The organism is Neobacillus cucumis (genome assembly GCF_002860255.1).
Taxonomy (GTDB): Bacteria; Bacillota; Bacilli; order Bacillales; family Cytobacillaceae; genus Neobacillus; species Neobacillus cucumis_A.
The window spans coordinates 1-22,126 of sequence record NZ_PGVE01000027.1 but is presented as its reverse complement, the minus strand read 5'-3'; the positions used below and the strand labels follow the sequence as shown (position 1 = coordinate 22,126).

26 protein-coding genes are annotated in these 22,126 nt (G+C 39.4%); 10 read left to right on the top strand and 16 right to left on the bottom strand.

Going from position 1 to position 22,126, the window contains the following annotated elements:
• Nucleotides 1-8: 8 nt before the first annotated feature.
• The 4 genes from CVD27_RS05085 (at nucleotide 9) to CVD27_RS28645 (ending at nucleotide 2,652) form a co-directional block, all read left to right on the top strand.
• Complete coding sequence (locus tag CVD27_RS05085; protein ID WP_101646800.1) at nucleotides 9-386, top strand: hypothetical protein; 378 nt, start codon at nucleotides 9-11, stop codon at nucleotides 384-386.
• A gap of 316 nt (nucleotides 387-702) precedes the next feature.
• Nucleotides 703-1,116 (top strand): MarR family winged helix-turn-helix transcriptional regulator, encoded by a 414-nt coding sequence (locus CVD27_RS05080; RefSeq protein ID WP_101646799.1) that lies wholly within the window; start codon nucleotides 703-705, stop codon nucleotides 1,114-1,116.
• A gap of 15 nt (nucleotides 1,117-1,131) precedes the next feature.
• On the top strand, nucleotides 1,132-2,343 hold the full coding sequence (locus CVD27_RS05075) for an MFS transporter (RefSeq protein WP_101646798.1): 1,212 nt from the start codon (nucleotides 1,132-1,134) through the stop codon (nucleotides 2,341-2,343).
• Nucleotides 2,344-2,409: 66 nt separating this feature from the next.
• Nucleotides 2,410-2,652: a hypothetical protein gene (locus tag CVD27_RS28645; protein ID WP_101646797.1), complete on the top strand. Its 243-nt coding sequence runs from the start codon at nucleotides 2,410-2,412 to the stop codon at nucleotides 2,650-2,652.
• On the opposite strand, the gene CVD27_RS05065 is transcribed toward CVD27_RS28645, so the two are convergent.
• The 3 genes from CVD27_RS05065 to pxpB are packed head-to-tail and all read right to left on the bottom strand — an operon-like array spanning nucleotide 2,598 to nucleotide 5,027.
• Nucleotides 2,598-3,542: a 5-oxoprolinase subunit C family protein gene (locus CVD27_RS05065; RefSeq protein WP_101646796.1), complete on the bottom strand. Its 945-nt coding sequence runs from the start codon at nucleotides 3,540-3,542 to the stop codon at nucleotides 2,598-2,600. The genes CVD27_RS28645 and CVD27_RS05065 overlap by 55 nt on opposite strands.
• The gene (locus CVD27_RS05060) at nucleotides 3,539-4,306 is read right to left on the bottom strand and encodes a LamB/YcsF family protein (protein WP_101646795.1); all 768 of its coding nucleotides are present in this window, start codon (nucleotides 4,304-4,306) and stop codon (nucleotides 3,539-3,541) included. Before CVD27_RS05060 ends, CVD27_RS05065 begins: the two co-directional genes overlap by 4 nt.
• Nucleotides 4,293-5,027, bottom strand: coding sequence for a 5-oxoprolinase subunit PxpB (pxpB, locus tag CVD27_RS05055; protein ID WP_101646794.1), 735 nt, complete (start codon nucleotides 5,025-5,027; stop codon nucleotides 4,293-4,295). The genes CVD27_RS05060 and pxpB overlap by 14 nt, the downstream gene beginning before the upstream one ends.
• A 167-nt stretch (nucleotides 5,028-5,194) precedes the next feature.
• Between pxpB and CVD27_RS05050 the strand changes: the two genes are divergently transcribed.
• From CVD27_RS05050 to CVD27_RS05040, 3 genes are all read left to right on the top strand, one after another.
• Nucleotides 5,195-5,758: an FAD-dependent oxidoreductase gene (locus CVD27_RS05050; RefSeq protein WP_101646793.1), complete on the top strand. Its 564-nt coding sequence runs from the start codon at nucleotides 5,195-5,197 to the stop codon at nucleotides 5,756-5,758.
• Between the two features lie 20 nt (nucleotides 5,759-5,778).
• Nucleotides 5,779-6,162: a VOC family protein gene (locus CVD27_RS05045; protein WP_101646792.1), complete on the top strand. Its 384-nt coding sequence runs from the start codon at nucleotides 5,779-5,781 to the stop codon at nucleotides 6,160-6,162.
• A gap of 62 nt (nucleotides 6,163-6,224) precedes the next feature.
• Nucleotides 6,225-7,742, top strand: a complete 1,518-nt coding sequence (locus CVD27_RS05040) for an MDR family MFS transporter (protein WP_101646791.1) — start codon at nucleotides 6,225-6,227, stop codon at nucleotides 7,740-7,742.
• A 44-nt stretch (nucleotides 7,743-7,786) separates the two neighbouring features.
• On the opposite strand, the gene CVD27_RS05035 is transcribed toward CVD27_RS05040, so the two are convergent.
• The 9 genes from CVD27_RS05035 to CVD27_RS27930 all read right to left on the bottom strand — a co-directional run bounded on the left by CVD27_RS05035 (nucleotide 7,787) and on the right by CVD27_RS27930 (nucleotide 15,082).
• A complete protein-coding gene (locus CVD27_RS05035; protein ID WP_101646790.1) occupies nucleotides 7,787-8,185 on the bottom strand; it encodes a cytosolic protein in 399 nt (132 codons plus the stop codon).
• A 65-nt stretch (nucleotides 8,186-8,250) separates the two neighbouring features.
• Nucleotides 8,251-8,436, bottom strand: coding sequence for a hypothetical protein (locus CVD27_RS05030; RefSeq protein WP_101646789.1), 186 nt, complete (start codon nucleotides 8,434-8,436; stop codon nucleotides 8,251-8,253).
• A 27-nt stretch (nucleotides 8,437-8,463) separates the two neighbouring features.
• A complete protein-coding gene (locus CVD27_RS05025; RefSeq protein ID WP_101646788.1) occupies nucleotides 8,464-9,639 on the bottom strand; it encodes a trans-sulfuration enzyme family protein in 1,176 nt (391 codons plus the stop codon).
• 113 nt (nucleotides 9,640-9,752) lie between these two features.
• Nucleotides 9,753-9,899: a hypothetical protein gene (locus CVD27_RS27935; RefSeq protein WP_180960157.1), complete on the bottom strand. Its 147-nt coding sequence runs from the start codon at nucleotides 9,897-9,899 to the stop codon at nucleotides 9,753-9,755.
• Entirely contained in the window at nucleotides 9,896-11,128 is a 1,233-nt protein-coding gene (locus tag CVD27_RS05020) for a tetratricopeptide repeat protein (RefSeq protein WP_180960156.1), read from the bottom strand. The genes CVD27_RS27935 and CVD27_RS05020 overlap by 4 nt, the downstream gene beginning before the upstream one ends.
• A gap of 149 nt (nucleotides 11,129-11,277) precedes the next feature.
• Entirely contained in the window at nucleotides 11,278-12,534 is a 1,257-nt protein-coding gene (locus tag CVD27_RS05015; protein WP_101646786.1) for a S8 family peptidase, read from the bottom strand.
• 162 nt (nucleotides 12,535-12,696) lie between these two features.
• Nucleotides 12,697-13,635 (bottom strand): magnesium transporter CorA family protein, encoded by a 939-nt coding sequence (locus tag CVD27_RS05010; RefSeq protein WP_101646785.1) that lies wholly within the window; start codon nucleotides 13,633-13,635, stop codon nucleotides 12,697-12,699.
• A gap of 223 nt (nucleotides 13,636-13,858) precedes the next feature.
• The gene (locus CVD27_RS05005; RefSeq protein WP_101646784.1) at nucleotides 13,859-14,755 is read right to left on the bottom strand and encodes a cation diffusion facilitator family transporter; all 897 of its coding nucleotides are present in this window, start codon (nucleotides 14,753-14,755) and stop codon (nucleotides 13,859-13,861) included.
• Between the two features lie 189 nt (nucleotides 14,756-14,944).
• Nucleotides 14,945-15,082, bottom strand: coding sequence for a hypothetical protein (locus tag CVD27_RS27930; protein ID WP_180960155.1), 138 nt, complete (start codon nucleotides 15,080-15,082; stop codon nucleotides 14,945-14,947).
• A gap of 95 nt (nucleotides 15,083-15,177) precedes the next feature.
• Between CVD27_RS27930 and CVD27_RS05000 the strand changes: the two genes are divergently transcribed.
• Nucleotides 15,178-15,390 (top strand): YozQ family protein, encoded by a 213-nt coding sequence (locus CVD27_RS05000; protein ID WP_101646783.1) that lies wholly within the window; start codon nucleotides 15,178-15,180, stop codon nucleotides 15,388-15,390.
• A gap of 206 nt (nucleotides 15,391-15,596) precedes the next feature.
• On the opposite strand, the gene CVD27_RS04995 is transcribed toward CVD27_RS05000, so the two are convergent.
• Complete coding sequence (locus tag CVD27_RS04995) at nucleotides 15,597-16,352, bottom strand: TraR/DksA C4-type zinc finger protein (RefSeq protein ID WP_101646782.1); 756 nt, start codon at nucleotides 16,350-16,352, stop codon at nucleotides 15,597-15,599.
• Nucleotides 16,353-16,540: 188 nt separating this feature from the next.
• Here CVD27_RS04995 and CVD27_RS27735 point away from each other — a divergent pair, with 188 nt between their 5' ends.
• Both CVD27_RS27735 and CVD27_RS04990 read left to right on the top strand, forming a co-directional pair.
• Nucleotides 16,541-16,738, top strand: a complete 198-nt coding sequence (locus CVD27_RS27735) for a hypothetical protein (RefSeq protein WP_142384077.1) — start codon at nucleotides 16,541-16,543, stop codon at nucleotides 16,736-16,738.
• A gap of 84 nt (nucleotides 16,739-16,822) precedes the next feature.
• Entirely contained in the window at nucleotides 16,823-18,196 is a 1,374-nt protein-coding gene (locus tag CVD27_RS04990) for an amino acid permease (protein WP_101646781.1), read from the top strand.
• 35 nt (nucleotides 18,197-18,231) lie between these two features.
• On the opposite strand, the gene CVD27_RS04985 is transcribed toward CVD27_RS04990, so the two are convergent.
• The 3 genes from CVD27_RS04985 to CVD27_RS04975 form a co-directional block, all read right to left on the bottom strand.
• On the bottom strand, nucleotides 18,232-18,858 hold the full coding sequence (locus tag CVD27_RS04985; RefSeq protein ID WP_101646810.1) for a LysE family transporter: 627 nt from the start codon (nucleotides 18,856-18,858) through the stop codon (nucleotides 18,232-18,234).
• Between the two features lie 86 nt (nucleotides 18,859-18,944).
• Nucleotides 18,945-19,985 (bottom strand): glycosyltransferase family 2 protein, encoded by a 1,041-nt coding sequence (locus tag CVD27_RS04980; protein WP_101646780.1) that lies wholly within the window; start codon nucleotides 19,983-19,985, stop codon nucleotides 18,945-18,947.
• Between the two features lie 18 nt (nucleotides 19,986-20,003).
• Entirely contained in the window at nucleotides 20,004-21,632 is a 1,629-nt protein-coding gene (locus tag CVD27_RS04975; RefSeq protein WP_101646809.1) for a DUF6044 family protein, read from the bottom strand.
• Nucleotides 21,633-22,126: the final 494 nt, after the last annotated feature.

Below are 22,126 nucleotides of genomic sequence, written 5' to 3'. Positions count from 1 at the left end.
AATGAGTTTTGAAAGCAATAATTAGTTTTAGCCTAGTCTTGGTTGTCGTTTGTACTTTAATGATCCCTACTTCTACATATGCCTCTACTAATACAACTCAATCGAATAATAGTAGCGGATTTTTCCAGACATTCTCACTTTCTTACCTACTAACTATTTTTAATAATGATAACCCAAAAGTGGATTATCAAAATAATTATAGTGATACAAATAGCTATGATTATCCAAGTAAAGATTGGTGGGATAGTTTTTTGAAGTGGTGTAATGGAGGAAGTTATGATGGCGGAGGCAATACGGGTGAATGTAAAGATAGTAAGTACAGTTGGAGCAATGATGATGGCTGCCTAGACTCTGCTGAAATATGGAAAAGATGGTATTGTAAATAATATTTCATTCTTTGAGGCTCTTTATATGCCGCTTTTACATGTATTCCGTGGAGATTTTTTCCGCGGATTTTTTATGAAGTTTTCAATGATGGATTCCATAAGTTGTCGGGATAATTCCTTGTATTTTTGTTATTTTCCCGCATAAACTCTACCTTTTTTCCGCACATTTCCCTCTTAATTCCGCGCGTTTTCTAATTAATCCCGCGAACGCTGTATTCCATACTTCCATAACCCAATTTCAGCCTGAACCCTTGACATTTCCTTCTTTTTCAACTATATTTACCTAGGTAATTAATTTTAAAAAATGGAGCGAATCATGTTAACCCACGAATTATTCCATACCCTTCATCAGCTTTCTAGACATCTTACCAACAAACTCAATGAAGCATTGAAACCATTAGGATTATACAGCGCCCAATGGTCTGTGATTTATGTTTTAAAAAATAAAGGATCACTGACACAAAAAGAACTATGTGATTACCTTTTTGTTGAGGCGCCGCCCATGACAAGGACCATCCAGCGTCTCGTGAAACAAGGATACGTTTCTCAAGTCCCAGGAAAAGACAAACGAGAAAAATATGTGCAATTAACAGATGTGGCCCTAAAGGAATATCCAAACTGGGAACATATCGTGAATACCGTCAATCAGGAACTTTTAAAAGAGTTTCCTATTGAATCACAGGAACAACTTGTAAAACTGCAAAAAAGCTGGTTACAGCAAATTTTATAAAAAGAGGTGCATCTTATGACCAAACCAAAACTTTGGACAAAAAACTTTATTAGTATTTCCTTTAGCAATCTTTTTCTATTTCTAACTTTTTATATCTTGCTTGTCACACTTCCATCCTACGCCCTTGATGAATTACATAGTAGTTCTTCTATGGCAGGACTAATGACAACCATCTTCTTGCTATCTGCGATTATTTCTCGTCCACTTGCTGGTCAATGGCTCGAGCGGGCGGGTAACAAGAAGGTACTGCTAACAGCATTAATTATTTTCGCAGCTGCTTCCCTTTTATACTTCTTACCGAAAACCATTGGAGGATTTTTCGTTATCCGTCTGTTACATGGGGTTGGTTTTGGTATGGCGACAACGGCTGTAGGTACGATCGTGGCTGATATTATCCCTGCCTCCCGCCGCGGTGAAGGAATGGGTTACTTTGCCATGTCAACCAATTTGGCGATGGTTTTCGGTCCTTTTATTGGTTTAATGGCGATGCATCAATGGGGCGCAAAACCATTGTTTATCCTTAGTGTGATTGTGGCTTTTTGTTCTTTAATTACAGGACTAATTGTGAAACACAACACATTTGAAACACCTGTACAAACGAAAGCCCATTCATCTTTTTCCATCAGCAGCTTATTTGAAAGCTCGGCTGTACCGATTTCCATTGTGGGCAGCTTTATGGCGATTGTCTATTCTGCTCTATTATCCTTTGTATCGATTTATGCAAGTGAAATTCATTTAGAAAACATCGCTAGCTTATTCTTTGTTGTCTACGCTGTTCTGTTATTAGCATCAAGACCTTTTACAGGTAAGTGGCTTGATCAATATGGTCCTAATGTGATCAGTTTCCCATGTATTGTTCTTTTTGCGATTGGAATGTTTATATTAAGCCAGAGCAACGGAGCTTTTACCTTCCTTTTATCAGCGGGATTGATTGGAATCGGCTGGGGAACCCTCTTCCCAACTTTTCAAACTATTGCCATTCAAGATGCAGAACCACGAAAAAGAGGTTTGGCCACTGCCACGTTCTTATCGATCTATGATACTGGTATTGCTCTAGGTTCCTTTATCGTTGGAGTTATTGCCTCAAAGATGGAGTATAGTACTTTATATTGCTTCTTTGCTTTTTACATTTTAATTGGATTAATACTTTTTTACTTCCTTCATACGAAGAGGAGTTCATCAGCAAAGGAAAAAACACAGCACCAAACCAAAGCACAAGAAATTTAAGTTTATTAAACAACACTCCTCGATTTGTTATATAATGGAATGAAATAACAATGAGGAGTGATGTTTATGGCTAAATCCAAAGCCAAAAAACGTAGGGAAAAACTGGAACGCGAAGGGAAAAGGAATCCTGAAGCGATGAGAAGTCCATTTGTTTTCACCGATTTGAGAACAAGAACAACCAAAACCAAAAAAGATCATCTATATCAGTTTAAACACAAGAACCATCAATCCCATGAAGGAAATGATGGTTCTTTTTATTTTGCCGCCCCTAGCTGCAAATGCTTTAATAATTGCTGTCTTTCTACATAGAGCCGCTGTGCTTCCTCTACTGACACTATGGAAAAGTGAATAATGGTGTCAGGCACCGCTTGGGCTAGCTTAGGAATGTCAGTGGAGATCACTGTGCCGATTCTTGTGTAGCCGCCGGTGGTTTGACGGTCAGCTAAGAGGATGATGGGCTGGCCGCTCGCAGGGACTTGAATTCCTCCGAGCGGGATAGCATCTGAAATAATATCCGGCCCGCCGATATGCTCTAATTTAGGACCCTTTAATTGACACCCCATTCGATTGGATTGATGGGTAACAATAAAAGCTTCTGAGCAAAAACGATGCATACTCTCCTCTGTAAATCTTCCTTCATGCGGCCCTAATATAACTTTCAACGTCACTTCTTTCCTGTACTGAGGTACTAATTCTGGATGAAGGATTTTAAATGGTTTTCTAATGAACGGGTTGCCAAATAAAACATCATCCTTCTGCAATGCCCGTCCCTCATACCCTCCAAACTTTCCATTTAGAAACGTTGATTTACTACCTAGGACGATTGGGACATCAATGCCTCCTGCAATCGCAATATAAGCTCGGGCTCCATGAAGGCACGGACCAAGGGCCAGAACCTGGCCCTTACGTAAAAGGAAGCTTTTCCACTTAGCCACTTCCATTCTATCCACTTTGGGAGTAAAATCTCCGCCGCAAATAGCGATGACCATATCACTTAATGCCTCAAGTTCAGGTCCTATTAAAGCTGCCTCTAACACTGCCTCAGTTAAAGGATTTCCAACTAAGATATTGGCTACTTGCATAGAATAGGGATCCATGGCACCAGATGGACTGATTCCATACTGTTGGTATCCATATCTTCCGGAATCTTGAACCGTTGTTTGCAGCCCAGACTTCCATACTTTAAAAACAACCTTCATTTTCTTTCCCAACTTTTTCTTATCTGGATATTTTCTTGAAGAAAAGCCTGCTTTAATCGGGATACAAATTCTAATGCATGCGGATCATCTCCGTGGACGCAAATGGTATCTGCATGAATATCTATATCTGTCCCATCAACTGCCTCAACTTTTCCTTCTTTAATCATACGAATGACCCTAGTAATAGCGTACTCAGAATCATGAATCATCGCATTCTTCTCTTGGCGGGAGGTTAATGTCCCATCAGTCTGGTAGGTTCGATCCGCAAACACTTCCCCTGCAACTACTAAGCCTCTCTCTTCTCCAGCCTTGGCTAATTCGCTGCCGGCAAGGGCAAATAATACAAGCTCAGGGTTAACATCGAAAATCGCTTGAGCGATGGAATCGGACATAAATCGATCCTTGGAAGCCATATTGTATAAAGCACCATGCGGCTTCACATGCACAAGGTTTGTTCCATTCACTTTACAAACGACTTGTAATGCGCCTATTTGATAAATCATAAGATTATAAATCTCTCGGGGAGTTAATTTCATTTCTCTTCTCCCAAACCCTGATAAATCTGGAAATCCGGGATGAGCCCCGATTTGGACTCCATATTTTTTGGCGCGTCTTACCGTCTCAAACATAACATTGTGATCTCCGCCATGATAGCCGCAAGCAACATTCGCGGATGATATATGTTTTAGAACCTCTTCGTCATTTCCAATCTTAAAGGCCCCAAAACTTTCTCCTAAATCACTATTCAAATCAATCACGATCATTTGCTTTCTCCTTTATATATGTGTTTAACACATAGGCTTTGTTGGCTATTAATTGCTGGATATTTCTATATTCATGTGAATCTATTGGATAAAATTTAATATAATTTCCTGCTGTAAAAAGAAACGGAGATGGATTTTCTAAATCAAACAGCTTTAAGGGAGTGATGCCGATGATCTGCCATCCAGAGGGAACATCTGCTGGGTAGATGCCGGTTTGACTTCCTCCGATTCCTACTGAACCTGCTGCAATTACCTGCCTCGGGTGTTTGAGCCTTGGTGTTGAAAGCTCGGATGGTAAACCGCCAAGGTAAGGAAATCCTGGAACAAACCCCATCATATAAATCATGTATTCCTTACTTGTATGTAACCTGATCACCTCTTCCTCACTTAAATGATGATAATCGGCTACATAGGTTAAGTCAGGACCTGTTTTCCCGCCATAGTATACAGGCACTTCATAGACCAATGGCTTTTCTTGCTCTAGATGAGTCGAAGAAGTATAAATGCTTTTGAGGCTTTTTTCTAAATTATGATAGCTAATAGCCTCTGGCTGATAGTAAATAGCAACCGTACAATAGGCAGGGACCCATTCGATAATCCCTTTTATTTTTTCTGCTTTTAGACCTGCTATAAATTGCTGAATCTCCCGTTGAATCTTCTCATTAATTTGATTTCCAAATGAAACTTGTATGGCTAAATCTCCTAGTGGTTTTATCTCCATCCTAGCAATCCCCTATTTTCATCGTTGTTTTTAAGGTATCGGTTAGATGAGTATATTTCAAGTGTTATAGTAAAAATTTTCTTGAAATTAAAGTTGAAAGCACTTTATTTTACATTGATTTTTAATTACGCTAAGCTAGAATTATTCTAAATATTGGAGGGATTTACATGTTTGACGTAGTTGTTATTGGAGCAGGTGCAGCAGGAGCAAGTGCGGCCCTTTTTACTGCTAAAGCAGGCAAGAAGACCTTGGTTGTTGATAATGATAAAAGCATGACTAAACGTGCATGGATTGAAAACCATTATGGTGTTTCCGAAATTACTGGACCTGATTTAATTGATATCGGTAAAAAGCAAGCAGCTAAATTTGGTGCTGAATTAGTGGAAGCAACGGTTACCGATGTTCAAAAGACCGAAGAAGGTTTTAAAGTCGTAACGGACCAAAATGAATACGAAGCTAAACACGTTATCGTGGCAACTGGTGCATTGGTCACACTTGCTGAAACCATTGGCCTTAACACAAAGCCAGGAACAGAACCAAGAATTAAGACTGTACTAGATGTGGACGCTGCTGGTAAAACCAATATCGATGGGATTTGGGCAGCTGGAACGGTTGCAGGTGTGAGTGTACATACCATCATTACAGCAGGCGACGGTGCCAAAGTTGCCATTAATGTGATTAGTGAAATCAATGGTGAGCGCTATGTTGACCATGATGTTTTAAAATCTTAATAAGCATAGGAGCAATGAAAATGGCTGTCAAAAAAATGGACCATGTTGGTGTGTTTGTTAACGACCTAAACGCTTCACTTACTTTTTATCAAGAGATGGTTGGAATGGAATTAAAGGATAAGTTTGCTATTGCAAATGGAGCAGTAACTCTAGCTTTTCTTGGCTTTAATGGTTCCGATGAAACAGAATTAGAATTAGTTCATGGCGGTAATCCCGATCTTCCAGAAGAAGGGAAAGTTAATCATATTGCTTTCTTAGTGGATGACATTGAAGAGGAGTTTAACCGTTTAAAGGGATTGGATGTTTCATTCATTAGCGAAGAAGTCGATACCCTTCCTAACGGGTATCGTAATTTCTTCGTAAATGGTCCTGATGGAGAAAAGGTTGAATTTTTCCAAAGATAATCCTGATAAGAGATAGAAAAGAGGCTTGTCAAAAAGCCTCTTTTTTTTGAAAGGAGATTTATATGATCAAACAGGATACTAATCTTAAGCCTGTAGTAGCAGGGCTGCTCCTCGCTATTTTAATGTCGGCAATGGATAATACCATTGTTGCAACCGCGATGGGAACAATTGTCTCGGATCTCGGTGGTTTTGACAAATTTGTTTGGGTTACATCAGCCTATATGGTCGCCGTCATGGCGGGGATGCCTATCTTCGGAAAGTTATCCGATATGTACGGAAGAAAACGTTTCTTTCTCTTTGGATTGATTGTCTTCTTGGTTGGTTCCGCTCTATGCGGACTTGCCCAGAGTATCGTGCAATTAAGTATTTATCGTGCGATTCAGGGAATTGGCGGAGGAGCCCTTATGCCGATTGCTTTTACCATTGTTTTTGACATTTTTCCGCCAGAAAACCGTGGAAAAATGACGGGTCTGCTCGGTGCCGTATTTGGTGCCTCCAGTGTGTTGGGACCATTACTAGGGGCATATATTACGGATTATATTAGCTGGCATTGGGTTTTTTATGTAAACGTACCGATAGGCATTGTCTCTATTATTTTAATTGTCCGCTATTATCATGAATCATTACAGCATTCAAAGCAAAAGATTGACTATCTAGGTGCAGTTACACTTGTTATTTCTGTTGTCAGTCTAATGTTTGCCCTCGAGTTAGGCGGTAAGGAATATGACTGGGATTCGGTGCAAATCATTGGTTTATTTGCCAGCTTTTTAATCTTTTTTATTGCCTTCTTCTTTGCCGAATTCAAGGCAGCAGAACCGATTTTACCGCTCTGGCTTTTTAGGCGGCGTTTGTTTGCCTCCTCGCAACTATTGTCCTTCCTATATGGAGGAACATTTATTATTTTAACCGTGTTTATTCCAATTTTTGTTCAGGCTGTCTATGGTGGTACCGCTAAGAATGCTGGGTTAATTTTAACTCCAATGATGTTAGGTTCTGTAGCAGGCAGTTCAGTTGGGGGAATCTTTCTTACAAAAACGTCTTTCCGTAATTTGATGATATTGTCCATTATATCCTATGTAGCCGGTATGTATTTACTTGGTACAATGACCGTTGACACCCCTCGCTACTTATTGACCATTTTTATGATTCTAGTTGGATTTGGGGTCGGGTTTTCATTCTCCTTGCTTCCAACTGCTTCGATGCACAATTTGGAGCCGCAATATCGGGGAACAGCTAACTCTACCAACGCTTTTTTACGCTCCTTTGGAATGACACTTGGTGTCACCATTTTTGGAACGCTGCAAGGTAATAGGTTTACTGATAAACTACAAGAGGCATTCAAAGGCATGCAGGGAGGCGGCGGACAGCATTTTCAAATGGGGGACCCCCGCCAAATTTTCCAGGCAAGTGAACGGGCAAAGATACCTGACTTTATCTTAGAAAAAATTATTCATGCGATGTCCGATTCCATTACACATACCTTTATGCTGACATTGATCCCTATTGCACTTGCTGCAATTACTATCTTTTTCATGGGGAACGCCCGTGTACAAGTGAGCAAGAAACAAGCAAAAGGGTAAGATACTAAAAAAGCACTGACCTCATCCGGCCAGTGCTTTGTTTTTTAAACTTTAAGATCCCTTCCAGCTTCCACGATATGAAGCAGCAAATGGGCAAGATGGTGAATCGGACCATACTCTTGTTCTTCCTCTTCGTCTTCTTCCTCACTGAATTGAAGGTCATTTAAATATAGCGCCATAAATTCATAGAAGTCTTTCAGTTGAAAAGAATAACAGCCGACTGGGTCTTCATTATCCTCTTCATATTGTAAGACCATGTAAGAGAGATTCCCATCAATGTCTGCCGCATCAAAAAAGACAAAAAAGCCAATATTGGTATCAAGCTCGAATAAATGCCTTGTCCCGCCTTCCGTTGCTTTGTTAAATTCCTCTTGATTTATTTTTTGTATTTGCATGCTGTCCACATTATCTTCTTGGTGAAACCCAACTACAAATGATTCCATGATATCCTCCTACCTCGTCATAAAGTCAAACACATGCTATTAGGATACCCATTTATAGAATCATTTCATTCAAGAGGATGATTGTCATTTTCGTTTCTCTCTTGTTGATATTCCGTTAAAAGTGGATTTTCCGTTGTGGCAAAGCGGGCCGTCTGGAGACTCATTTCCGCCTCAACACCGTAAAGCTTTTTCATCGCCTCTTTTTCCCATTCTTCATCGTGAAACAGTTGATTCTGTTCTTGATCTCTCAAAAAAGTCACCTGCTTTCCATAAAAGGTTTAATCACTTAATGACTGTTCTAAATCACGGAGCAGAACATTGACATCCTCAAGACCCACCGCAAGTCGGATGATTCCTGGACTGATATTCTCCTCAAGCAGCTGTCCTGCATTGTTGCTTAGGTTAGGAGACATCACTAGACTTTCAAACGATCCAAACGAAACCCCTATTTTAAAAGCTTTCATTTTGTTAATCACTTTTTCCACTTGGCGGTAATTGGCTTCCGTTAATTCCATGCTCATTAAACCGCTGTAACCCGCTAATTGCTTTTTCCCTAGGCCATAATCTGGATGGGATTCAAGTCCTGGAAAATGAACTTTGGCTATTTTAGAATGGGACTCTAAATACTCTGCTACTTTTAATGCATTCTCCTGATGGGACAGCATTCGTAATGGCAAAGTACGTAATCCCCTCAACAATAACGCCCCTTCAGATGGCGGCATTGCGGCACCCATTAGTAAATATTCCTTATTAAATAAAGACTTCATGATCTTTTTACTTGTAATTAACGCACCGCCTAGGACATCACTGTGCCCGCCAAGGTATTTTGCCGCGGAATGCACCACGATATCGATTCCAAACATTAATGGTTTTTGAAATAAGGGAGTCGCCCATGTATTATCGATAATCGTCCGAATTCCCTTTTCCTTTGCCAGCTTGCTAATCTCTTCAAGATCAATCAAGCGAAATTTTAAATCTGTAGGACTTTCAAGAAAGATAACTTTCGTGTTGGATTGAATGGCCTTAAGAATTTCCTCTGTATTTGTAGAATATACAACTGAGTGACTAATATTAAACTTTCCCAAATATTTTATAAGTTCCATTGTGGAGTAATATAAATTACTAACGCAAAGAATATGGTCTCCGCTTTGAACGCTATTAATAATGGCTGCACTGATAGCTGCCATTCCAGAACCAAAGGTCTTGCAGTCTTCTCCTCGTTCCAACGCTGCTAGTTTCTTTTCTACAATTTCGACGGTTGGATTGGTTCCTCTTCCATATACATAATGGTTTTTTTCTTCCTTTACAGCCTCAACCAAATCACCCAGGGAGGGATAAGTAAACAAGGTGTTTTGAAAAATCGGCGGGACAACCGCCCCTTGAAATCGATCCCGATCGTCCTCGAAATTCATACAGATCTGTTTATCGTTCTCAAACTCTTTTAAACGAAACATTTGATTATAAGCTCCTATTAAAATAACTTTTATTTATTTTCTGTCTTCAGTTGTCAATCATTCCAATAAATAAAAAAAATCCCTGAAAAATCAGGGATTTTTAATACACATGATCAAACTGGAGGAAGAATTGGCGGACCTGATGGCCCTTCATACGCAAAGTTTTGAGTATTGGATACATTTTCACTTTTTACAATCGTATGGGATGCAAAAGGAAAAAGGAATGAGATGGAAAGTAGTAGGACAACCATTTTCTTCATAATAATCCTCCTGTTATTTTATTTAGATAACTCATTGCTTTGTGGAGCATTCCGTTTTCATGGTAGTAATCCGATAGCATTTTATAAAAGCGGGTAAGGAAATCAATCGGTTCATTCGTCTCTTCAAAATAAGGAATAACTTTTGCTTCTAAGTATTTAAACGCTTTTTGCGGTGAAGCCAAATGAAATAAATAAAAATCTGCCAAAAGACGATACTTTTTACTCCCCAGTTCTTTTGCAAGTGACTGAACTTTCTGAAAACTATTTTTTGCTTTCTCGGCGGATTCCTGTGCGAAATAAATTTCACCAATAGAATAAAGCGTAACTAAATAATGCTCATTACAGCTCTGTTGAAGGGCCAAACTTTTTTCATAATAAAAAAGTGCTTTCGTGTTATTATTCATTTTATTTTGTAAAAATCCCATGTTGTGATAAATTTGAGGAAGCATTTTTTCTTCTTTTAACAATTCTGCATTACGAATTAAATGCTGGAAACACCCTTCTGCTTCCTCATAAATTTTAGAATGAGTGTAACTAATGCCTAAGAGCATTAACGTGTGCAAAATACGTAAAAAGTTATGCTGATTCATGTAAATTTGGAGGGCCATTTTCCCAAAATGGATGGCATGCCCCGATTGTTCAAGTGAACTTTTTACGAGGGCACGGTGATAAAGAAATTCACCACTAGTCGTATCATGATCATTTTCTACATACAAAGTATCCAGTAAATTATCTGCGTTTTTATTTTGACCTTTTAAAATTAAGAATATCGCATTATAGTAGCGAAATAAATAGCTCTCATGTTGGGAAAAATTTTTCTTTTGTTTATATAATAGATCCCTTTGTGACTCGGCATCCTCTATAAGTCCTTTAAATAACATATAACGATATTTAGCCAGCTCCCAAATAAATATATGTTTGGAAAAAGGGATGAGGTGCTCTATATTTTTTAATTCCTGATAGATTTCTTCGACTTCTTTTAGTAAGAAGAAATTAATTTTATTGCTTAAATCACGCAGAAGATTTTTTATTTGTTCTTCTTTCTCTTCCATTTCTTCAAGACTAATGCTGAGCCGTTCAAGTAATAGAGCAATAGTTTCCTCGTTTGCCTCTTTTGTATTGTTTTCAATTTTACTTAAATGCGGGACAGAGCATATTCCTTTCGCAAGCTCTGTTTGGGTAATTCCTTTTTGGGTTCGATAGTATTTAATCAGAGATCCGAATTCCATCCTACCACCAGCTTGCCTTTCTTTTATTACCATTTTACTATACTATGTATCATCCTAACAGTAATTTTGAAATATTGGTAAAATATGAATTTTTTAAAATAGTATAAAAGCCATCCGAATCAGATCTGATCCGGATAGCTTCCTTTCTATTATTTCACTCGCGGGAAACCAAAGCCAGATGCGTTATCATCACCTGTCGCTGAACTGATGCCGCCTTTTATATCATTCGCCTTTGCTCTATTCTGCAGTTCGGTCCGCAGCTGAGCATTTGACCATGATGGATTAGCAGACCAAATCTTTGCTGCCAGACCGGAGACGTGTGGAGTGGCCATGGAAGTGCCGCTAATGGTATTATATCCTCCATCATTCCAGGTAGATTCAACTGCTCTTCCAGGAGCAGAAACCTCTACATCCCGTTCTTGAATCACATAGTCACCATCTGTAGCAGAATTCCCCCTTGAAGAGAAATCGGCTACCCGATAAGTACCATTTTGCTGAACATTTTCTAATGCAGCAACAGCTACCGCATTGACTAATCCTCCTGGATATCCTATCGTGTTATCAGCAGAGCCATCATTTCCCGCGGCTGCAATAATCAGGACGCCTTTACTATAGGCATAGTCGACCGCATCAGAAATAAGTGAATCCTTTGTGCTTGAACCAAGTGACATGGAGATAATCACCTTTAAGCCAGATGCCTGATCTGCTACCTTACGGATGGCTGCAGCAATGTCATCAGAATAGCCGCTGCCGCGATCGTTTAATACTTTATATGACCATAGTTTTGCCTCTGGTGCCACCCCATAAATTCCCTTGCCAGTACTGCCGCCATTCGCTAATACGGTACCAGAAACATGAGTACCGTGCCCATTTCCATCGGAACAGGTTCCATCAACCCAGGAAACTTTCATTTGTGAAAAATCCTGACATTGCTCCAGACTGCCAGCTAAATCTGCATGGTTTTTATATACTCCTGTATCTAGAACGGCAACCTTTATACCGCTGCCACCAGATGTACTTGTAATGGCTGGATCATTATAAATGGCTTGTATTCCCCATGGAGTTTGATCGCTAGGTGCGGTGCCGGCAGTTCCACCCGGTTTTGCTGCCGCTTCTTGAACAGTTGCTATATGAACCTCAGGAACTCTTTCAACGGTTAAATTTTTGTTATGAAGAAGTGCTTGATATTGCTGGGCGTTCACCGTCGTTGTAAATCCATTTGCTGCAAAATCCCAGCGGACACCGTAGCTTGCTTTCGCTTTTGCCTTCTCAGACGCTGCCCCCTTAATCAGCACACGATAAGTTTCATTCGTTTGAACTTGCTGCCCAAATGCCGCAGTAGCAAACATTGAAACCCCCATCACAGCACTTAAAATAATTGCACCCCATGTTCTCCTTTTTCTCATCCAAACTCCCCTTTCTAAAATGGTACAGAACCAATAGACCTGCGGTAAATTATATTCGTACCAATATAGCAATATAAGAAAAGTTCATCTGAATAAGTTGGGAAAATTTTAAAAAAATTAATAATTCCATAAAAAAAACCAGCCTAACGAGAGACTGGTAATCTAGAAATATTTCTTTTTCCAAAAAATAAACGCTGTTAAACTGGTTAGAAATGCGGAGATGACTAATGGAATGGCATACGAATGAGTCGCATGCTGAAAGGGAATATCCACATTCATTCCGTAAAAACTTGCCACCATCGTTGGGAAAGATAAAATAATCGTAATCGAAGTTAAAAACTTCATGACGATGTTCAAATTATTTGAAATGATCGAAGCAAAAGCATTCATCATACCTGATAAGATGGATCGGTACGTTTCCGCCATTTCGATTGCCTGAGTCTTTTCGATTATGACGTCTTCTAATAAATCTTTGTCCTCTTCATACATTTTTAAATAATTAAAACGCAAAATTTTATCAAGAACTACTTTATTTGATTTCAAAGAAGTGGTAAAGTATACCAAACTTTTTTCCAAAGCAAGAAAAGCATAAAGCTCTTTATTTTTTAAGGATTGATGTACTTCGCGTTCAATTTCATTTGTTTTCTTATTAATTTGCTTTAGATAACGAAGATAATAAGATGAAATCACAAACAGTATTTGCAAGGCAAAGCGTGTCTTTTTAAACGTAAAGAACTCTTTCACTCGATTCTTCCGGAATTCTTCAATAATTGGGGAATCCTTTAACGAAACTGTAATTATATTATCCTCAGTTAATATGATGCCAATCGGAATGGTTTCGTACACAGCAAGGCCTGAATCATCGTGGACAATATAGGGAAAGTCAACAATGATATAAACTCGGCCATCGTCACGTTCAATCCTTGGACGTTCTTCATCATCCAGCGCATCTTTTATAATATCTACATCAACCTGAGCATCATTTGAAACCTTATTGATTTCTTCTGCAGTTGGTGCATACATATTCACCCAGCAGCCTTTTGAAACAACGTCAACCTGTTCAAGAACCCTTGTATCGGTGCTTTTATAAATTTCTAACATGGCAAAACCCCCTCAATTACTTTATTCGAGGAAGCCAACAACCTTTTTAAGAGTTGATATTCTGATATTCAATTCAATCAATTCTAAGATCACATTGACTTCCTCCCGCCTACTTGGGTCCGGGTCTACGGAATAACTCAAAAATATCAACTCCCTTTTCTTTTATATCCTATCCTATCATAAACCGAAATGACTTAAAGTACAAAGGAGTTTTTTCAGGAAATTATTTGTCCTCCGAAAAATAAGGATTTAGATGGATTAATACTTCATGAATATTATCATTTTGATCCATAAGTGCCTGTTTAATTGATTTTGCCATATCATGCCCCTCTTTAATGGTCTTAAAATGATCAACGGATAGCCGAAGGTCCACCAAAATATAATGACCATGCTCTCTCGCCCTAATCCGGTCGATCCTTCTAACCTCTGCAAATCCCTTTATTACATTGATGTATTCCTGCAGCGTTTCGGCATCAATATTCCGCTCTAATAGAATATCAAAGGCTTCCGTCAGCATTTCTTTTGCGATTTTCAAAATGAGATAAGCAACATAAATACTGGCGGCTTTGTCGCCATACAGTAAAAAGTGGATATCAAACCTTTCTCCAATGATTGAAAGGAGTACCCCAATGGCAGCAGCTATGGATGCAACAATATCTGCTTTATGGTCATAAGCAATGGCCTCGATGGCCTTACTATTATTTTCATTCGCCACCTTTAATGAACTTCGATAAAGAATTACTTTTGTTACAAACGAGAATAAGGCAATCCACATGGCCAACAGGCTCGGTGATTCCACCGCGTGAAAGAAACCGCTGATTCCTTCGTAAGCCACATAAAGAGCAACCAGGAAAAGGAGGATTCCAATAATTTCCGAAACAATGACTTCAGCCTTCCCATGTCCATATGGATGTTCTTTATCAGCTGGTTTATTGGAGATCTTTATAACAAGCAAAACGATCACAGATGCAAACACATCTGCAGCCGAGTGAATACCATCAGCGAAGACAGCATCACTATGCCCGTACCAGCCAATCACAATCTTCCCCAGTGTTAGAATGACATTACTAATTACACTTATCCAAGCTATTTTCTTTGCCAGAGCTTCTCTCATTACCATAATAAACCACCTTTAAAATAAAAAGAAAACCGTCACTGCCCCTTATTACAAGGACAGTGACTTATTTTTCATACCTATTGTTATTTTACCTTTAAGTAAATTAGCCTCAAAATCATATCAGACGTAACCTAGATGGGTCTAGAGAAAAACTCTTGCACTTCCCAAGCAATGTTGGATAAAGGAAAAATTCTAGTCCTCAAGACCCTCAGGTTCTTTTTTGCGCATTTCCACTTCTTCTGCCACAGAGATTCTGTTAATTTGATCGTGAAGATAATGGAAGGCTTGATCAAGCTCTTCACGGGTTGGGAATTCATTCTTTTGTTTCATGGTCCATTCCCCTTTCAAATTTTTTAGGAGTAATAAATGTGAAATAAGAAAAAATACGGTTGTACCATCAATCATTAAAAAGGAGGATAACAAAAGTGGAACATAAGAAAGCAAATCCTAAAAAAGAACTTGCAGGAAGTTTTTATCATCCAAGTTATTACAAAGAAAGCGATGACCTATCTTCCGGTATTGCTACTTCTCATGAACAAGTAAGTGATGCTTATACCGAAGGAGAAATCGGTGCTGTCATTGATGACGTTAACGGGCAGGATATTCCTATCCAAAGAAAAGGTTATGAAGAAAGTTAAAAGAAAAGCGCAAGGCGCTTAGACTTCGGCGACAAGCACAAGTCGAGCCGGCCGAAAGGTTGTTCTTTAACCTTTTGGACGGATTGGCTTGTGACCTCGAGCCGATGGCGCCTGGAGCTGGACAATTCTCGAAGTCGAAATTTAAACTTTCTTATCTTTTGAAGTAGGAAAACAGCTCTCATTTGAAAGCTGTTTTCTTTTTTCCATCATTTGTCGTCATCTACATATGGATCATGTTCAAATGCAGGTAAGTCACCAAAACTTGTCATGATGCCTTCTTCATCTAATGCTGCCTCGTATTTTTCATGCTGGGCATTTGGATAAACGGTAACATTTTTTCCATACATATCATTCCCAACAAAGTTCTCATAGTCTTCCACATAACCAATGCTTTCTTCTGATTCATTATAAACATCGTTATAGTGGTCTTTAGGGAAAGCCAGATCAGATGGGCTGTCAGAAGTTCCCCATTCGGCTACAGTCTGCCAAGAGTCCTCTGCATCAAAGGCCACATTCTCATCTGATTCATCCATATCAAATTTACCAAATGGCGGCATTAATACTCCCTCTTCAATTGGACGATCGTGTGAGATGACCTGGTCTGGGGTATGATCGATACAATAGGTAGTATTAGGCAAAGCTTCTAGCCGCTCTGCTGGGATTTCCTTTCCGCACACTTCACACTTACCATATGTTCCGTTTTCCATTGCCTCTAGGGCCCGGTTAATGTTTCCAAGTTGTAATTTATAATGCTCAAGCAACGCATTATCTTTTTCACGTTCATACAGTTCCGTTGCATCGTCAGCCGGATGGTTATCATAACTAGATAACTCTCCCATCGACTCATGATCATGTGCGCGTTCGAATCCAAAATGGTCGTTCTGGTCGAGACGTTCCTCCACTTCACTTTTTTCCTTTAACAATTGTAAACGTAACTCAGCTAACTGCTGTGTCGATAACATGTGAAAACCCCTTTCACTTAAAAGCAATTTCATTATCTATTTACCCAATTCATGTTTTTATTTATCGTTCCTTTATATTTTCATTTTTTTCACGGTTGATTATGTAATGAAAATTTAATTCCCGAAAATTTCCCCTTCGATTTTAATGCGTATATCGAATAAGTTTCAGGCGGTCGTGTATCTTAAAAATGTTAAGTGATAATGACTTAGAAAAGAGGGATTTCGTGGTTAATGAAAACTTCGACAAATTTAGAAAGGTCGAACTCAAACATCAGGGAACATATATCGGAAGTGATAAAAACCAGCAGCCTGGTCTAAATGATCGTGACTATAATAACCAATCTAATACCGATAAATCACCAGGTGCTACAGGACGAGATTTATAAAAGTTCCCTTGCCTTAAAGTTGGTTGAGGGGACTGTCCTCTCAACCTTTAACAGCCTGCTAGGAAGGATGCAAAGGAGAAGATCATGACTAAAGCCAAATCAGATGCAAAAGAAACAAACAATATGAAATGGTGGCAGCTATCGCTATTTGGGGTAGGCTGTACGATTGGAACTGGGTTCTTCCTTGGCTCTGGACTTGCCATTAAAATGGCAGGGCCCGCTATTTTAATGGCGTTTTTAATGGCAGCGCTCGGGACTTATTTTGTTTATGATGCCTTATCAAAAATGACTTCAAAAGAGCCCTTACAAGGTGGTTTTAGATCTTACGCCAAGAAGGCATACGGCAGATGGGCCGGATTCAGCAGCGGCTGGGTCTATTGGTCCTCAGAAGTATTGATTATGGGAAGTCAATTAACCGCACTCTCCATTTTCTCCCGCTTTTGGCTTCCAAGGGTTCCATTATGGATATTTACAGCAATCTATGCTGTTTTAGGATTAATGATTATTTTAATCGGAGTAAAGGTGTTAAACAGACTTGAAAATATTTTGGCCATCTTAAAAATTTCTGCGATAACGATGTTTATTGTGATTGCCTTTCTCGCTATTTTTGGTGTGATCGAGGGAGACCGTCCGATACAGTTTCCGAATAGTGCCAATGAGATCATCCCGCATGGTGCGGTCGGTTTGTGGTCGGCTGTCATTTTTGCCTTTTATGCTTTTGGCGGAATTGAAATATTAGGTTTAATGGCGACGAATTTAAAAGATCCCAGTGAGGCACCTAAGGCCGGAAAAGTCATGCTGTTTACACTTATGATTATCTATGTCCTGTCGATTGGTTTAGCGGTTATGATGGTATCCTGGCACGCATTTAATACAAAGGAAAGTACCTTTGTCGTAGCTTTAAACGCCTACCATCTTGCTTTTGTCCCACATCTCTTTAATGCTGCGCTCATCATTGCGGGTTTTTCCACAATGACAGCCTCTTTATATGGTGTAACAAGTGTACTAGTAACCCTAGGTGAAGAGCATGATGCCCCAGCTTGCTTTGCGAAAAAAGGGAAATTAAAGGTTCCATTATGGACTTTGATTATTACCATGCTCGGGATTACAGCCTCCATTATCTCAGCATTAATGCTTCCTGATAAAATTTATGAGTGGGTTACAACCGCAGCAGGACTGATGCTCTTGTATAATTGGCTCTTTATTCTTGCATCCTCTCGAAAAATATTAGAATTAAAAACAAAGGAAAAAGTTATGTATACGATTGGGGCCCTATTTATCCTCATTGCCGTTAGCGGAACATTATTTCATGACACGAGCAGACCAGGCTTTTTTATTAGCTTAGCCTTTATTGGGGTCATCGGGTTGATCACCCTCCTTATGAACTTCAAATGGAAAAAGGAAAAGAGTAAAAAGAAAAGCAAGAGTAAGGTCCTAAAGCCATGGCCTACAGCCTAAAACAAAAAGTCAGCTACCCTATAGCTGACTTTTTGTTATCCAAACAGATTATGAAACGCTTGCATCCCAAAATAAATTCCAAAGCCAATCAAGGAGATTCCTGATATACATGAGATGACTACAAGTAAGTGACTGGTTAAGAATTTACGGGCACTGCTAGCCACACCTGCCATCGTAATATCCCAAATTAACAATCCGATAAAAATCGCACTGCTATAAAGGATTAATTGGCTGGTTTCATAAGTTGCAGCTGTTTTCGCAAGAACCGATCCATATATCCCCAACCAAAAAAGAATGGTTAATGGATTAGAAATCGACATGAAGAATCCGGAGAAAAATGATTTATAAAGCGGCTCACTGCCTCGTGCATGTTGTAAATTAATTTTCCCGGCATTCATAAACGTTTCTATCCCCGTATACATCAATACAAAACAGCCAAAAAACCAGAGGAAGGTCTGCATAAAGGCTGTTTCAAGGAATTGAACTACACCTATGTATACCACAAGCATGTAGATTCCATCCGCTACCACGGCCCCAACCCCAATGAGCCATGAGTGCATGAATCCATTCCTAATTCCCCTGTCAATCTGTGCCGCATTAATGGGCCCAATTGGAGCGGCTAGCGATAATCCTAATAGTATATAGCTTAAAAATACATTCATTTCTACCTCTCCCCCAACCAATGGATAGATGCCTGTCTTTCCATGTTTATTCAGCTGGTGAGGGTTGTACCACAAAAATATATAGGTTACTGATTGGATTCCGATACTCTCCTAAGTTCCAAACTAAACCCTGCTTCTTCAATAGGCTGATTGATCAGGTGATGCCTTGGTTTTGGTAAAGTATAGGAATCAATTTCAATGATGTATTTTGGACGATGCTTTGTTTCTTTGTAAATTTTTCCAACATACTCTCCTATCAGGCCAATGGCGATCAACTGCAAGCCGCCAATCAACCAGATGGAAGTAATTAAGGAGGTCCATCCCGTTTGGGTCGTCCCAAAAAATTTAAGGGCTAAAAAGTAACTCCCAAAAACTAAACTCATAAAAAAGGAGACAAAACCTGTGATTAAAACAAATCGGATAGGCGAAACAGAAAAAGAGGTAATACCATCAAAGGCAAACGCAAGCATTTTTTTCAAAGGATATTTTGTTTCTCCTGCCTGTCTTTCTAAGCGGTCATAATACACCACATCCGAGCGAAAACCAAGTAAAGGAACAATTCCTCTTAAGAATAAATTAACCTCATGGAACCGTTCCAGTTCTTCAACCGCCCGCTTGCCGAGCAACCTGAAATCCGCATGATTGTATACAAGGTCCACTCCCATTTTTTTCATTAGCTTATAAAACCCTTGTGCCGTGCTCCGTTTAAATAAGGTATCTGTCTCTCGTCCCTTACGTACACCATAAACAATTTCAAATCCCTGCTGGAACTTGAGGATAAACTCACGAATGACCCGGATATCATCCTGAAGGTCAGCATCTATGGAAACAATACAATCTGAATGCTCCTTAGCGGTAAATAAGCCCGCTAGTAAGGCATTTTGATGGCCAACATTCCGTGACAGCTTTAAGCCGCGGACATAGCCGTTCCTCAAGCCCTCTTTGTAAATCAGGTCCCATGTGCGATCCTTACTGCCGTCATCAACAAATAGGATTTTGCTTTGCTTTGAAACAAGCTCATCCTGAATCAATTCTTTCAGTTGTCCCTCTAGCTGTTCAATGGTTTGCGGCAAAACTTCTTCTTCGTTATAACATGGAACAACAATGGTAAGGACTGGTTCTATCATTTGTATTACCCCCGGTGTCTACATGGTTTTGTATAAATAAATCTTCCAAGCGGCGTTTTTCGATGTGAATACTTTTTCGAGCAGCAATTTATTTTGCTTAGCATTGTCAATTGGAATGGCTGAAAAGATATATCGACCGCCCATTTCCTTAAATACTTCCGTATTTAGCTGTAAATGTTTTAAGTGCCGTTTGGAATCTTTCTTAAGCATATATCTTTTTCCAAGCTGAGCTGTAAATAAATAACAACGCCCGCCCCACTTGTCATAATATTTTTCAATGGTTTTATTTTTGGCCAATTCCTTTTCAATTATTTTCCTAAATTGATGTTTATAGCTTAGTGGATAAAAATTATTATAGGTATCAATTGTATAGAAACCGTTATATTGTGAAACAGCCGGATGGATACCGATACTCGCGACTCGGTAGGCTTCCGGTTTTAAGCCGATATAATCCTTCACCTCTGTAAACAAATCTTCGGCAAAAAACTCCTTAACCGTAGGCTTTTCCCGATAAATAATTTCATCATTCATTAGTCCCAAAAAAGCGATTTGGGAGACTACTAGCCATTTGGCCATTTTGAGCCTATCGAATCCATGAGTAGAAATAATTTTTAAGGCAAGAGCAAAGCTTGCATAGATCACCATGGGTCTTAAGAAATGATAGCGGGCAAAATTAAAGGTATCCATAAAGTGGAATATTTTTGTTAAGGGCAGCCATCCCTCATAAAACCAAAAGGCATACCATAATGACAAAAACATATTGAATCCAAATAAGAAAACATACAGCTTTTCCTTCTCCCAAAGTTTCTTTGAGTACACTATATATATAGCTATAAGGGTTGCCGGCAGGATGATTAGGGTATGAACTGTCATCACATGCGTATGTCCAAGCATATAGTTTTTGAAAAACAGCCTGACTGCCCGCCAAAAAGGCAGGTGTGCATGGAAATATTCATCCCGGCTATTTGGCTCTGATGAGAATAGAAAAGAATACACCAGCCGATACTCCACCAGCATGAATATACCGGTCATATAACTAATGGCAAATAAAAAGCGAAGGTTCCATCCCTTCCCCCTTATGACATCCCATAGCCAAAAAGCCCCCATCGCACTTAGAAAAAAGAAAAAACCTAATACAATGCTTGCGTACAGAGGAAGCATGGTTAGGACAAGATAATCCTTCCACGTATCCTCATGCTTTCGTATATTTAAAAAGGCCCAAAGTGCTAATGGCATCCCTAATGTACTTAACATACCTGATGGCCAAAACGGAGTGAGGGCAAAAGCTAGGGCACTTCCAATTTGGATTGTAAGCCATTTATTCCCCGGCATAAAATGATCTTTTAACAATAAATACATACCAAAAAAGGCAACAACCCTTGTAAGCGCCTGACTTAATCCGTAAGCAATCATCGTCGGAAAGAGTGAATATAACCAGACAATCACACTATATTCCGTACCAAAGGCATTCCTCGAAAGTTGTCCATTAATGATTTGCGGAATAACCGCATGGACGCTGCCAAACATTTCTCCACTTTTTGCAAGCACTTTATACCAAGCCAGATTTGAATCCAGATTATCATGAACCCGGATATGGGCATTTTCCTGCAAAATAAACAGCGGAGAGAGATAAACCGCAATCACCATTAAAGCGAAAAGGATGAATAGGCGCTCCTTTTTCGTTTCAATCACCACTCTACTACACCCCTATATTCAAGAGTTCTCCATTATAAATTTCACTGAAGGATTGAAATTTATTCCATAAAACAAAAAATCCTCCATTTTCTTAACAGGGGGAAATGTCAAAAGAGAGGATTGACGAACTTCATTGGATTTTTATTCTATCTTAGGTCGGCTATCCGGGCTATTGTCGACCGTTATCGGATTTTTATTCCATCTTGGGTCGGCTATCCGGGCTATTGTCGACCGTTATCGGATTTTTATTCTATCTTAGGTCGGCTATCCGGGCTATTGTCGACCGTTATTGGATTTTTATTCCATCTTGGGTCGGCTATCCAGGCTATTGTCGACCGTTATCGGATTTTTATTCCATCTTGGGTCGGCTATTCAGGCTATTGTCGACCGTTATCGGATTTTTATTCCATCTTGGGTCGGCTATCCAGGCTATTGTCGACCGTTAT

What these genes read in the sequence shown, in the direction of transcription:
- CVD27_RS05080 (WP_101646799.1), top strand. Translation starts at nt 703, where the DNA reads ATGTTAACCCACGAATTATTCCATACCCTTCATCAGCTTTCTAGACAT.
- CVD27_RS05075 (WP_101646798.1), top strand. Translation starts at nt 1,132, where the DNA reads ATGACCAAACCAAAACTTTGGACAAAAAACTTTATTAGTATTTCCTTT.
- CVD27_RS28645 (WP_101646797.1), top strand. Translation starts at nt 2,410, where the DNA reads ATGGCTAAATCCAAAGCCAAAAAACGTAGGGAAAAACTGGAACGCGAA.
- CVD27_RS05065 (WP_101646796.1), bottom strand. Translation starts at nt 3,542, where the DNA reads ATGAAGGTTGTTTTTAAAGTATGGAAGTCTGGGCTGCAAACAACGGTT.
- CVD27_RS05060 (WP_101646795.1), bottom strand. Translation starts at nt 4,306, where the DNA reads ATGATCGTGATTGATTTGAATAGTGATTTAGGAGAAAGTTTTGGGGCC.
- pxpB (WP_101646794.1), bottom strand. Translation starts at nt 5,027, where the DNA reads ATGGAGATAAAACCACTAGGAGATTTAGCCATACAAGTTTCATTTGGA.
- CVD27_RS05050 (WP_101646793.1), top strand. Translation starts at nt 5,195, where the DNA reads ATGTTTGACGTAGTTGTTATTGGAGCAGGTGCAGCAGGAGCAAGTGCG.
- CVD27_RS05045 (WP_101646792.1), top strand. Translation starts at nt 5,779, where the DNA reads ATGGCTGTCAAAAAAATGGACCATGTTGGTGTGTTTGTTAACGACCTA.
- CVD27_RS05040 (WP_101646791.1), top strand. Translation starts at nt 6,225, where the DNA reads ATGATCAAACAGGATACTAATCTTAAGCCTGTAGTAGCAGGGCTGCTC.
- CVD27_RS05035 (WP_101646790.1), bottom strand. Translation starts at nt 8,185, where the DNA reads ATGGAATCATTTGTAGTTGGGTTTCACCAAGAAGATAATGTGGACAGC.
- CVD27_RS05025 (WP_101646788.1), bottom strand. Translation starts at nt 9,639, where the DNA reads ATGTTTCGTTTAAAAGAGTTTGAGAACGATAAACAGATCTGTATGAAT.
- CVD27_RS27935 (WP_180960157.1), bottom strand. Translation starts at nt 9,899, where the DNA reads ATGAAGAAAATGGTTGTCCTACTACTTTCCATCTCATTCCTTTTTCCT.
- CVD27_RS05020 (WP_180960156.1), bottom strand. Translation starts at nt 11,128, where the DNA reads ATGGAATTCGGATCTCTGATTAAATACTATCGAACCCAAAAAGGAATT.
- CVD27_RS05015 (WP_101646786.1), bottom strand. Translation starts at nt 12,534, where the DNA reads ATGAGAAAAAGGAGAACATGGGGTGCAATTATTTTAAGTGCTGTGATG.
- CVD27_RS05010 (WP_101646785.1), bottom strand. Translation starts at nt 13,635, where the DNA reads ATGTTAGAAATTTATAAAAGCACCGATACAAGGGTTCTTGAACAGGTT.
- CVD27_RS05005 (WP_101646784.1), bottom strand. Translation starts at nt 14,755, where the DNA reads ATGGTAATGAGAGAAGCTCTGGCAAAGAAAATAGCTTGGATAAGTGTA.
- CVD27_RS27930 (WP_180960155.1), bottom strand. Translation starts at nt 15,082, where the DNA reads ATGAAACAAAAGAATGAATTCCCAACCCGTGAAGAGCTTGATCAAGCC.
- CVD27_RS04995 (WP_101646782.1), bottom strand. Translation starts at nt 16,352, where the DNA reads ATGTTATCGACACAGCAGTTAGCTGAGTTACGTTTACAATTGTTAAAG.
- CVD27_RS27735 (WP_142384077.1), top strand. Translation starts at nt 16,541, where the DNA reads ATGTTAAGTGATAATGACTTAGAAAAGAGGGATTTCGTGGTTAATGAA.
- CVD27_RS04990 (WP_101646781.1), top strand. Translation starts at nt 16,823, where the DNA reads ATGACTAAAGCCAAATCAGATGCAAAAGAAACAAACAATATGAAATGG.
- CVD27_RS04985 (WP_101646810.1), bottom strand. Translation starts at nt 18,858, where the DNA reads ATGAATGTATTTTTAAGCTATATACTATTAGGATTATCGCTAGCCGCT.
- CVD27_RS04980 (WP_101646780.1), bottom strand. Translation starts at nt 19,985, where the DNA reads ATGATAGAACCAGTCCTTACCATTGTTGTTCCATGTTATAACGAAGAA.
- CVD27_RS04975 (WP_101646809.1), bottom strand. Translation starts at nt 21,632, where the DNA reads ATGGTGATTGCGGTTTATCTCTCTCCGCTGTTTATTTTGCAGGAAAAT.